This is a genomic window from Melissococcus plutonius ATCC 35311 (assembly GCF_000270185.1).
Classification (GTDB): Bacteria; Bacillota; Bacilli; order Lactobacillales; family Enterococcaceae; genus Melissococcus; species Melissococcus plutonius.
On the sequence record NC_015516.1, the window covers coordinates 470,337 to 483,244 of the forward strand.

Below are 12,908 nucleotides of genomic sequence, written 5' to 3' on the forward strand. Positions count from 1 at the left end.
TGATTTAACAATAACACAGAAAAATTTTTATTGCAACCCTTTTCAAAATAAGGACTTAATTTTTTAAATAAAAACAGATAGAAAGAAAATAAACTTGATGAAGTATGCTTCCTTCCTATCGGTTTTTGTAAAAGTGACCTAATGAAATCATTTTAATACGATTGCTATCTGTTTGTTTATACTCATTCTATGTAATTAAAAAATTTCTATGTAGTTGAATAATTTATAGCCAAATGAATCTATAAAATTAATTAGAATTAGTGACTAAAATTGTTGAAATTCCTTGGAACGCCGTTGAATAAATTGTCTTATCTTATCTGAATTTGTCGTATCTGTCAAAATAACTAAAATATCGCCTAAATGTATGATTGTATCGCCAAGTGTCAATAGTTCGCTCTCTCCTCGATAAATGGAAGTGAGGAGCATACCATCCGGCCACTGGACATCTCTAATCATATTGCCATCTAGATAGGTTTCAACTGTTACTGGAATTTCAATGGTTATCTTTTTTTTGTATACATTATTAAATGAATCATCCTGGATCATTCTTTCTAATAATAATTCATAAATTGGACTACCACCAAGCAAATCAATCGTTATATAGCTGGTTAATACCACGGTACCAACAGACATTAAATTAGAAAAATTTCCTACCATTTCTGTTATCAGCAAAATAGCTGTTAATGGTGCCTTACTTATTGCTGCGAAGTACCCTGCCATTGAAAAAATGATAAAATTTCTTAAAAATTCTGGATTTATAGCTAAATGATTAATAGCAACATTACCAATACACGCGCCAATGATTGCTCCAAGGGTTAAAACAGGCAAGAAAATACCTCCTGGTAAATTGGATCCATAAGATACCATCGAAAAAACAAATCGAACAACAAATAAAAATAAAAGATAGAGCAGTATATGATTATTTTTAGAAATTTCCAAAATAATTTGACTACCACCACCTAACATATTTGTAGACAAATAGCCAATTGGTATTACAAGCAGTAAAGGAATCATTCCATAATAACAAGTAGGAATGAATGAAATTTTTTGATATAGATCGGAAGATAATAGTAAAATCTTTTGATAAATCCAACCTAAAGTTCCTGCAACGACACCTAATAAGGGAAGCAACCAATAATAGGATAAAGGAAAACTCGCTACTTTTCCCATATATAAGACAGGTTTTAAACCAAAAAAGTAAGAAGAGATGAAATCTGCTGTTAGAGCAGATACAAAGGAAGTTGTCCAAATGAGTGGTGAAAATGAATGGTGAATCTCTTCCAAAACGAATAGAATTCCAGCAAGCGGGGCATTGAATGCTGCAGCTAATCCAGCACTTGCGCCACTCGATATTAGAATTTTTTCATCTGTCTTAGAACCCTTTAAAAATGAATTGATTCCCTGACCAACAACTGCACCTAATTGAATCGAAGGACCTTCACGACCTAAAAATAAACCAGATCCAATAGCAAGTATCCCACCTAGAAATTTTTTCCATAAAACAGAAAACCAATTTACTGAAATTTTATCAATGAGCTGACCTTCTACCTGTGGAATGCCACTTCCCTTAATATTAGGATCACTTTTATATAATTTTCCTAAAATTATACCAATAATTATTGAGAATAATAAAATTCCAACTAGATAGAGAAGATGATGATGAGAATAATGATAAAATTTAATGACCCACTGACTGAAAGATTCAACACAAATTCTAAAAAGTGTTACAACACAACCAACGAATATTCCAACCAATATACCTTTAAAAATAAAATCAATTCTAGTAAAATCTAATTTTTTAATTTTTTTAACCATTCAATTCCTCCCAATCATTAATGATAATACAAGTTTATAAAAGTACAGTATATCATAAAAATATCTTTCTTAAGAATGATCATTCTTAAGAAAGAATTAGAAATAGAATATGAATACAATGACTGTATGAATAAAAATACTTATTATTTAGATAAATTAATATCTTTTTCCTATCAAAGATAAACGTAGAATGAATAAACCTAAAAATTGAGGAAAAATAAGCATTTAAATAAATCATTTATGAAAGTAAAAAAGATATCCAGTTTTCTTATATCATTTGGACATCAAGAAGTCGATATAGTTATTAATTTGAAAAATGAGAATAAGAATAAGAATTAAATTACAAGTAAAAAAAGAAAAATATTTATTTAATCTGTATAAGAAAAATAAAAATGATGGATAGATTGACAGATTATTCATTTTCATTTATAGAGAGATAGCGTAAATTTATTTAAAAAATAACCATCCATAATAAAAATGACTATTTCTATCATGGATGGCTTCTAAGTTAACCCGTCTTTGCTACTAAATTTTTTAACATACGATATAATTGATATTTTTGTGTATTTACTACAAGAGTATAAGTACCTACTTGCTCTTCAACAATCCCTTCAAACCCTTTTTTAAAGTTAAGTACACCATCAGAGCCATCATAAATACCAGAAATTCCATAAAAGTTATAACGAGATAACCCTTTTTCAATGGTTTTCTCCATCATTGCATGCTGTAAATAATAAGAAGGAGATAAGAAATTTTTATATCTGTCATACATGCCTCCAAATAAGAAAAGCATTTCCCGTGCATTTTCGATAAAAAGTCCTGCAGCTAAAATTTCTTCTTCCTCTATATCTTCTTTCATAATGTCTTTTATTTCCTCTAAACGAACTTCTAATGCATTAAGTTCTACCTTGGCATTTTCTCTTTGATTTTCTTTAGCCGGTATATCTTTTAGTTGCTCTATTTTTTTATTTAATTTTTCTATTTTTTCGTGTATATCTTTTGCATAAGTGAAAAAATTTAACTCTGTCACCATAAAATGCGCTTTTCCATTAAATGAATCATAGAGTGTTTCATAATAAGCAAGATCTTTATCATGAAAATCTTGTCTATCCGCTGTATGATGCATAACATTTTCAAAAAATGGTAATTCATCTCTAGAAAGTTCTCTAAGTTTTATGCCACTTTTTGCTGTTTTGTTTACTTTCGTCCGTGTAGAACGATTATATGTTTTGGTTAGTTCTTTTGTTGTAATATTTGTTAAATCTTTGGTATAAACTATCCGCGGATTTTCATTAGCATAACCGGTTTTAAATCCATCATGTTGTAATCCACATGCCATTAAGGTGTTATGTATTTTATGATCAGGCTGTCCTATAGCATTTCCATCACTATCTCGATACTGATAAACTAAATTTGGTGTGAAGTTTAAATATAGACCTTTACGTTCTTTTGTGTACTTCTTTAATCCGTTTATAAAGAATTCTACTTCTTCCTGATTCTCATAGTCCATTAATGGACCACCAGCTATATTATAATAATAGCCAAATTTAATTGGTAGACCAGAAAGCATAGCCGCAGCAATGATTTGTTCATCATTCTTTAATCCAACATAATTCACTTTCCAACCGCGTATTTTAAGCAAGTGAGCCATCTCAACTGTTTGTAAATAATTTTCTTTAGGATGATGTGTAGAAAATAGATTAAATTCTGCTTCAGATAATTCTATAAATTGTTTCATCCGTTCATCTCCAACTTGTAAATAATTTGATTTTAAACTATCTAATTCAAAATTTTATAAAATGAATTTAGATTGTTTATATTATATCTATTTAATATGCATTTTACTACTAAACTAAACAGAAGGCAAAGTCTTCTATCAGTTATTGACTAGGAATAAAATAACTTTTTCTTAAACAGATAGGATGATTGAGTGAAATAGTTTAAAATGGGTATTACTAAACAAAGATTTATCAATGATTCATGACTTTTTATGGATAATTTGTTTTTATGTTTTTTATTTTGTCTGCTCTTTAGGTATTTGTGAAAGAAAATTGAAGAACTGTTTTTAATAAATGACCTTAACAATCGAAATTCTTCTTTAATCCCTTATTTTGAATATGAACCGTTTATTCAAGTAGAATTTCTATTAATTATATTCGTCTAGAATAATAGGAGCAATGATCATTTATCAGTAATTTCATTATAATTGCGAATAATATTTGAATATATACGACAAGCTTTTCTATATATTCTCACTGAATTAATCATTGAGATAAGATAATTTTCATTCATTTAAAGTTAAAAAAACAATCTAATCTTTCAAAAAATAGTAAATGGTCTAAAAGTTATTTACAAACTTTTGGACCATTTATTATTTTTAGGTCATCATTTGCTTAGGTTTAGGAAAAGATGGATCGACAGAATGATTATTCAAGTAAGTTTTTGGAAAAGAATTTCGGAATTCAGTTGGCGTAAGTTTGTTGGTTAATTTGAATACTTTCATAAAATATTTTTCACTAGAAAAACCTAATTCCATAGAAATTTCTTTAATGGTTTTGTCGGTAGTTATTAATAATTCGGCTGCTTGGGCGATTTTTTTCTGATTAATATATTGAATGGTACTTATTCCTTTATATTTTTTAAATAACTGACCTAGATAAGTAGGTGTTAATTGGAACTCTTCAGCAATTGTTTGTACAGTTAGATGTTCATGACTGTGTATTCTGATCCATTGTGTAATTAATTCAAACTTTGTTGGTACTTTGTTTTTTTGGGAGCTTAATTGTTTACTATACTGATTTGATAATTCTATTGCAATTGATGTAATGGCAAAATTAGAAGTAAGTAAAGAATTATAGAGATCATTTGCTGAATCCAGCAATTGCTTACTTAGAATGACTATTTTTTCAAATTCATTTAGCTGAAAATATTGAGGAATACAAATTTTATGATAGTTTCTTTCATTTTTTAGTGAAATTGACTCTTGCACCTGACTAAAACTTACTGGTCCGCTTGGAAAAAAATGCATCCAATAATGAGTAGAATTTTTATCTGCTCCTTTATAGCCAAAATGACGTGTATAGGGAGGAATTAGGATACATTCATGTTTTTTTACAGCATATTCTATACCATCAATTGTTAAATAAATACAACCAGAGATAACAACCATAAATTCATAGTCACCTTGATTGACTATATTTTTATGGATCCATCCACCAGTAGTTACAAATTGGCCAGCTTTAAAAAAAGTAAATGCATTTTGAACATCAAAAATATATACTTTTGTCAAGGAAAATTCTACCTCCTGTTTGTATTTGTATACCTAATTATATATTTTTGAGGTTTTACCAACAATAGAAAAGGCTTACAATTTATATTGAAAGGAGAAATCACAATGCAAAAAGTTAAAACAACAAATCAGATTGGAAGTAACAGAAAGAAAAAAAGAGAAGTAAGTATTTTGGAAGGAATTAGTTATGCACAATTGGATACTGCTGGACAATTAATCTTTACGATGATTAGTAGTTATCTACTTTATTTTTATACGGATATTGCTAAGATTCCAGTTGCAGCAGCAGGAACTATTTTGTTGGTTGCTCGTGTTTTTGATAGTTTAGATGCACCTATTTGGGGAATGATTATTGATCGGACAAATTCTAGATGGGGAAGAGCACGACCTTATTTTCTTTGGCTAGCCATCCCATTTTCTGTTTTTGGTATTTTGACATTTTGGGCACCTCAGTTAAGTATGGATGGAAAAATTTGGTATTCTGCTATCACTTATATTGTAACCGGTATCATTTTTACAGGATTAAACACACCATTAACAGCTATTTTACCTTTGATGACTGCCGATTCGTCAGAACGCTTAAAGCTCAATTCCTTTCGAATGGTTGGCTCACAACTCGGTGTATTTATTGTTAATACCTTAACTTTGCCGATGGTTGCCTACTTTGGTCCAAATAATGAAGTAGTAGGATTTCGTTGGACAATTGCTATTTTTGCCACAATTTCCACCATTTTAACATTAATTTCTTTTACGAACATTCGAGAAAGAGTAAAAATGAGTACAGAAACAGTCACAACTAGGCAAGGGTTTAAAGCGATGAATAAGAATTGGCCTTGGATTATTATTGTACTGAGCAATTTCTTTTTTTGGATTGCATTAATTGAAAGAACTTCTACCTTGGTTTATTACTTTACCTATAATATTGGCAATAAATGATTGGTATCTTTATTTAATGGGATGGCTTCTATCCAAATTATCGCCATGATTTCTGTTCCATTTTTAACAAAGCTTATGAGTAAACAAGCTGTTTGGATTGGTGCATTAATCAGTGCTATTTTAGGACAAGCAATTATGATGATGGGTGGACACCATTTGGTAATTCTTATGATTGGCTGGATTATTGCGAATATGGGTTCTAGAATTGCTTGTTCCATGCCTTTTGCTTTACTTGGTTCAGCTGTTGATTATGGTAAGTGGAAAAATGGTGTAGTAGCGGCCGGTCTATTAACTTCTATTGGGAGTTCTTTCTGTTTAAAACTAGGTAGTGGAATTGCTGGAGTAATTCCAACTAAAATTATGGCAAGTTTTGGTTATATTGCCGGCCAGGCACAAACAGAAAAAGCACTAACAGGAATTAATATCAGTTTTAACTGGGTGACAATCATTGCTTTTACGTTGGCTATTCTACCTTTATTATTTTATAAAAAATATGAACAAATGGAAGATACGGTTCAGGAAGCAATACTGAAACAGGGAGAAAGGAAGAGATAGAGAGAATGAACGAAAAAAATAATCCCAATATTCAGATGATTGAAGGGAAAAAGTCAGAAATTATTTTTATGATTACAGAAGCACAACATGTTTGTCTTCTTTATATGGGAGAATTACAAAGGATAGATGAAAATTGGGTAAAGCAGGTTCAAAAGCAGACAACTGCTTTTCTACTTACACAAGTTCAATTAACAGGTGATAATATTCACCATAAAGGAATCAAACTATCTTATAGTGGAACAACGGATCGTTTACACTATCAAGAATATTACGTTGAAGAAAAAGATTTTGGAAAGCAAGTAGTCATTGTAGAAAAAGATGAAAAAACTGGACTAATTATTCATAGCTTCTTTCAACTATTTAATGATAGTTGTGCAATACGTACATTTAAGATAGCTGAAAATACAGGAGATGAAGCTGTAGGCATTGAATGGTTATCTTCGCTAACATTGGCAGGTATCTTACAAATAAATGATTTTCCTAATAATTATGCTGAACATTTGGAATTTTCGGTGGCTCATAATGCTTGGACAGCTGAACTACAATGGGAGACAAGAACATTGAAAGAACATGGTATTAATTTTTATGTAGATGGCGAACATAAACAACCTTCTTCACAACGAATTAATATTACAAATAATTCTTCTTGGTCCTGTTCGGAATTCTCACCTAGTGGCGTATTGTTCAATCGTTTTACGAATCAAAGTGCAGGATGGCAAATTGAACATAATGGTGCGTGGCATTATGAAATTGGAGATACAGGAGTAGGCAATTTACTTTATTTAACTCTTTTTGGTCCAGAAGAATATGACAATCATTGTTGGATTCAATTAAAACCACACGCTACCTTTGAAACTGTTAAAACAGCTTACGTTCAAGTAAATGGCGATCAAGAAAAAGTTCTTGATGAATTGACTATTTATAGACGTCTGATTCGGCGAGTGTCTAAAGATAATCAACAATTACCAATTATTTTTAATGATTATATGAATTGTTTGATGGGAGAACCAACAACAGAAGTCGAATTACCTTTAATTGATGCAGCAGCTAGAGCTGGGTGTGAATATTTTGTCATAGATTGTGGTTGGTATGCAGATGGATATTGGTGGGATAGTGTTGGAGAATGGCTGCCTTCTGAGAAAAGATTTACTAACGGGATCAATGAAGTTATAAAAGCCATTCATAAAAAAGGAATGATTTCTGGATTATGGCTAGAAATTGAAGTCATGGGGATCCATTGTCCATTGGCAGATAAATTACCAGATGATTGGTTTTTTACTCGTCATGGAAAACGTGTTATTGACATCGATCGGTACCACTTAGATTTTCGTAATAAAGAAGTAATCGCTTATGCGGATCAGGTATTGGATCGTTTAATTACCGATTATGGGATTGGTTATATAAAAATGGACTATAACATTACCACAGGTATAGGCACCGATTATTTATCAGATAGCTATGGTGAAGGACTACTCGCTCATAATCGTGCGTATCTAAATTGGTTAGATCACTTGTTTCAACGATATCCAGATCTTGTAATTGAAAATTGTGGGAGCGGTGGTATGCGTCATGATTATGCCATGCTTTCTAGACATAGCCTTCAATCCTTGACCGATCAGACGGACTACCTACGCAATGGCGCTATTGCAGCTGTTGGTGCATCTGCAGTAACACCGGAACAATGTGCTGTTTGGTCCTATCCTTTAGAGGATGGCGATGAAGAAGAAGTAATCTATAATATGATAAATTCATTACTACTTAGAGTTCATCAAAGTGGGTATTTAAATAAATTGTCAGATAATCGTTTTAAGTTGGTAACTGAAGGATTAAACGTATATAAACAAATTCGTCAACAAATTTTAAAATCATTACCAATTTGGCCGACAGGATTAGAAAAATTGGATGATTCAAAATATACTTTTGGTCTAATAGGGGATCGTCAACTTTTATTAGCTGTATGGAATAATAAACAAAAGGAAAATTTGATTGAAGTAGATTTAACAAAGTATGGAAAGGTTGAAACAGTTACCCAAATCTACCCTAAGGCACCTGAATATCAAACAACGATTTTTAATGTTAATAATCAAGTCGCTTTTAAATTTGAAACTGCTCCAAGTGCTCGTTTGTATAAAATCACTTTAGAAAAATAATAGAATAAATCTATTTTTGGAAAAAATTTGTTTATCTCATTTTGATAATTGGTAGTTGGAGAAAAAATGATTGCTTTTTATGGGTAAATAGCAGGTAGATTTGTGAATAATGAATGAAAAAGGAGAATAAAGGATAGTATGATTAATTTTTTATTTATTATGTATAGTATAATTTTATTTTTACCTTTTGCAGATATTGTTTATGCAGATGAAGACAATTCCAGGGCTCATACAGATAAAGTAAGTATAAATAGTGAAGATGAGATAAAAAAGGTGACAACAAATAAAGATAAAAAAATTGAAAAAAACGTCCCAACACTAAACTTTGATGCAGCTTCAAATACAGGAAAGATGCTACATGGATCAACGGGCTTTTTATATGGAGTTAGTGAGATTGATATCCCTTCTGCCAATCTTATTGAAGCAATTCAACCAAAAATGCTTATTCAAAAGGCAGCAGATGGCAAACAGCATCCATCAGGTGATGGTTATCGGTTGAATTCCTATCTTCAAAATCAAGGTATTAAAACAAATCAAATTTATCTACAAGATTATTATCTAGAATGGCCTTATGAGTCCAATGGTATTGAAGATTATCAAGAGAAGGTAAAAACGGTTGTTAGTAAGATGCTAAAAAATCAGTCTGATCAAGAAGTTGAACAGTATAGTTTTGTTATTTTCAATGAACCGGATCAAATCTGGTACTCAGGGAACAATGAAAAAATGTGCCAAGATTGGTCAATCATTTATCAAACAATCAAGACGATTCATCCTAAAGCAAAAATTGCCGGTCCCAATTATGCTAAATACAATCAAAAGGCTTATAAGGCTTTTTTTGAGTATGCCTCTAAACATCATTGTTTGCCAGATTATATAACCTGGCATGAATTACAAAAAGATAAACTACTTTCTTATAAAACCCATTATAATGAAGCCCAAAAATTAATAAAACAATATTATACAGATAAAAACTTAAAAGAACCAATAATTTTTATTAATGAAACTGTCAATTTTGAAGATGTAGGTGCACCAGGGCCACTGGTTAATTGGTTGTCAATTTTTGAAGAAACGAAAACTTATGCTTCTCTGCCTTACTGGGGATTGGCCAACTCACTCAATGAATTGGCAGCAAATACAAATGAACCAAACAGTGCTTGGTGGATTTATAAATGGTATAACGAAATGCATGGACATACAATCAATATGACACAGGAAAATATTGAAAAGCCTGGAAATTTTGGAGCACTGTATGGCTTAACAAGTATAGATGAAGAAAATCAAACAATAAAAACATTGTTTGGTGGTCAGGCAGGAAAACAACAAATAAAAATTAATAATCTACAAGAGCTTCCTGCATTCAATACTGCCGAAAAAGTACACGTAAAGATCTATCAAACACATTATACGGGACACCATGGATTTGCGGATGAAATACCTGTAATTTTTGAAGGTAATATTGATCTGATTGGAAATCAGTTGAATTTTAGTATTGAAGATGCTCAATTGATGGATGCTTTTTTTGCTATCATAACACCAGAATCCAAGATAAAAAAAACAAAACATGCGTCATGGAGAAGAACCTATGAAGCTGAAGATGCAACGATGATTGGTCAAGCAAAACGTTTTGATAAGTTAGACGGTAGCGACCTTGCTCGCTCAAATCGGGCAGAGGTGGGAAATATTAATACAAAGAATGATGGTGTTGAATATACAGTAGATGTTCCCCAAAATGGTCATTATCGATTAGATAGTTTTTATTCTGTTCAAGCACCCCAGGTAGATCCGCTAACTCTACAGTATGTTGAAAGTGGCGGACAAAATCGTGCTATTGGTGCTGTATTAAAACATAAATTATTTATTGATGGTAAAGAGAAAGAAAGTTTGCTCTATGATTCAACCGTCAAATGGGGCTATTATAACTACAAAACAGTTTATGTAAATTTAACAAAAGGCCTTCATAAAATTAAATTGATGCATGATGGAAAAGATCAAAGTGGAAAAGAACAAGGATCTGTTTTGGCCGCTACGTTAGACAAAATGGATCTTTCATTAGTGAGTGAAAACAAGAATACGATCCATGTCTCAGCAGAAGAGTTGACGAGTGCAGACAGTGATTTCTTTTTCGATAATTCTTATGATTATACTAGTGGTTCTGGTTATGCGAAAGGAAAAGGAAAACTAGATTTTTATGTGAATGTTCCAAAAGATGGTTATTATGAATTAAAATTAGCGGCAAGTGGGGGAGCAGCAACGATTTATAAAAAAGAAATGATCTATGCCAAAGATGCAAAAGCAGAAAGTAAAGTGGAATTTGAATGGCTACCAATTTCTAAGTTTGAAGTACCAAAAGACCAACGATTGACAAAAGTAAATGCAAATTCTGTTTATCTGGCTGCTGGAGTCAATCATTTAGAACTTCGAACTAATGAAGAGCTAGCTATTGATTATTTTGACTTTCACTGGAAAGAAAAACATACAGCAAAAAAAGAAATAACTATTCAGGCAGAAGAAGTCTACCTACAAAAAAATGCTGAAAATAAAGATAGCTATCCATATTTACCAGGAAGTACAGCTACACCGCAAATTATTGAGACTCCTTATGCTTCAAATGGAAAAGCTATAGAAGGATTTCAAGGTGGAAAAAATAATTCCCTTTCTTTCAATGTTAAGGTAGAAAATGAAGGTGCCTATATTTTATCTATCTTTTATGCAAATAATGAGCCAGCACCTGTAATGAAAAATCATAACGATCAAAATTATATTCATCCGTATAATACAGACTTAGTTGAACGATATGCACAAATTTCGGTCAATAATCAGACACCCCAAACGATCTATTTTAGAAATACGCTTAGCTGGGATGTTTATAAAAATAGAATTATTAAAGTTAATTTGAAAAAAGGAAACAACAAAATCACTTTATCTAATGACAATTCATATAAATTTAGTTCAATCCAAGATGACTTTACACCAAGATTTGATAAATTTGTTCTAGCTCCATTGGTGTATAAACACTAAGAGGCAATAGCAGTTTGAATCGTTCTCTAAAAGTGGTGTAAAATTGCCAAGCTTTTAGAGAACTTTTGATTATGAAATAACAAAAATAATATAAAAAACTACAAATAAAGATGAATTTTATTGATAATAATTAAAAAATTTAGCTATTTTTCCAGTTTTTAATGATTGTTTTCTGATTTTATGTTTAAAAATTTATTTAATAAATTAAAAAAACACTATCAAATTTCCATAGTATAAAGAGAAGAAATAAACATTTTTATCTAGTTTCATTTTCTATATTTTATTATTAAGATTTTTATAATTGTTATATTTTGTATAAGCAAAATAAAAAACTATTTTTTAACTATTTGTATTGTTTTTATGATAGAATAAAAGCTATAATGATCATTAATTCTTAAATTATAGAGAACAATACTTGAACGTATGCTCTAATATTTAGAAAAGAAAAAGATTAATTTTATAATTTTAAATACGTCAGTTATTTTGTTATATAATTAAATTTGATAAAAAATAAAGAGAAATTAAAGTGATAAAATTAATCAAGAAAACTTATTGTCAATTTACTTATCGATTTATTGGAAAAACTAATTGAAATCGTTTACTTCGCATTTCTATTTTTTGTTTAACTAGGATTATTGAATAGAACGGATATATTGTCATTGTATAGATGGATTAAATCACAAATAATTTTTTGCTAAGTTCATGCTATAAAAAAGTAACTAAATCGCTTTATCAAACAAACGATCAAGTAAATAAGCTATGAAAAACTATATAAATAAAAAATAAAATATTAAGTATCATTTTAATCTTGTTTAAAGTTAAAATAATTTTTATACATTTGATGATTTAAAACCAAACTATAAAGAAAGAAATGAAGAGATTAATCGACTAGAACAACTGATAAATTTTTGAGGATGAAAGAAGATTGAATAAAGAGTTAAAAGAAAATATAACTTGGATTTGTATGCTGATTGGAACGATTATTGGTATATTGGTTGGATCGATATTTAATCTGGATGTATCAGTTACTACTGCTTTTGGTATGATAGTAGGATATCTATTCGGATTAATGATGTTTATGTATTAAAGTAATCTGTTTATGTTCTTTATATAAAGATTTCAATTTTTAAGTCACTTATTACAAA

The 12,908-nt window shown here is 30.4% G+C and carries 6 protein-coding genes and 1 pseudogene; 4 read left to right on the forward strand and 3 right to left on the reverse strand.

The window, feature by feature from the left end:
- Window positions 1-264: 264 nt before the first annotated feature.
- The 3 genes from MPTP_RS01995 to MPTP_RS02005 form a co-directional block, all read right to left on the reverse strand.
- Complete coding sequence (locus MPTP_RS01995) at window positions 265-1,815, reverse strand: ClC family H(+)/Cl(-) exchange transporter (RefSeq protein ID WP_013773361.1); 1,551 nt, start codon at window positions 1,813-1,815, stop codon at window positions 265-267.
- A 508-nt stretch (window positions 1,816-2,323) separates the two neighbouring features.
- Complete coding sequence (locus MPTP_RS02000) at window positions 2,324-3,553, reverse strand: aminoacyltransferase (protein ID WP_013773362.1); 1,230 nt, start codon at window positions 3,551-3,553, stop codon at window positions 2,324-2,326.
- Window positions 3,554-4,192: 639 nt separating this feature from the next.
- A complete protein-coding gene (locus MPTP_RS02005) occupies window positions 4,193-5,104 on the reverse strand; it encodes an AraC family transcriptional regulator (protein WP_013773363.1) in 912 nt (303 codons plus the stop codon).
- A 105-nt stretch (window positions 5,105-5,209) separates the two neighbouring features.
- Between MPTP_RS02005 and MPTP_RS02010 the strand changes: the two are divergent.
- The 4 genes and pseudogenes from MPTP_RS02010 (at window position 5,210) to MPTP_RS09690 (ending at window position 12,850) form a co-directional block, all read left to right on the forward strand.
- Window positions 5,210-6,595 (forward strand): annotated as a pseudogene (locus MPTP_RS02010) (MFS transporter).
- A gap of 5 nt (window positions 6,596-6,600) precedes the next feature.
- Window positions 6,601-8,745 carry a glycoside hydrolase family 36 protein gene (locus MPTP_RS09850; protein WP_013773366.1) on the forward strand — a complete coding sequence of 715 codons (2,145 nt, stop codon included), beginning with the start codon at window positions 6,601-6,603 and terminating at the stop codon, window positions 8,743-8,745.
- A 138-nt stretch (window positions 8,746-8,883) separates the two neighbouring features.
- Window positions 8,884-11,763: a carbohydrate-binding protein gene (locus MPTP_RS02020; protein WP_013773367.1), complete on the forward strand. Its 2,880-nt coding sequence runs from the start codon at window positions 8,884-8,886 to the stop codon at window positions 11,761-11,763.
- Between the two features lie 925 nt (window positions 11,764-12,688).
- Window positions 12,689-12,850, forward strand: coding sequence for a hypothetical protein (locus MPTP_RS09690; protein WP_013773368.1), 162 nt, complete (start codon window positions 12,689-12,691; stop codon window positions 12,848-12,850).
- Window positions 12,851-12,908: the final 58 nt, after the last annotated feature.

Coding starts and splice junctions, on each gene's coding strand:
- MPTP_RS02000 (WP_013773362.1), bottom strand. CDS start 3,553: ATGAAACAATTTATAGAATTATCTGAAGCAGAATTTAATCTATTTTCT.
- MPTP_RS01995 (WP_013773361.1), bottom strand. CDS start 1,815: ATGGTTAAAAAAATTAAAAAATTAGATTTTACTAGAATTGATTTTATT.
- MPTP_RS09850 (WP_013773366.1), top strand. CDS start 6,601: ATGAACGAAAAAAATAATCCCAATATTCAGATGATTGAAGGGAAAAAG.
- MPTP_RS02020 (WP_013773367.1), top strand. CDS start 8,884: ATGATTAATTTTTTATTTATTATGTATAGTATAATTTTATTTTTACCT.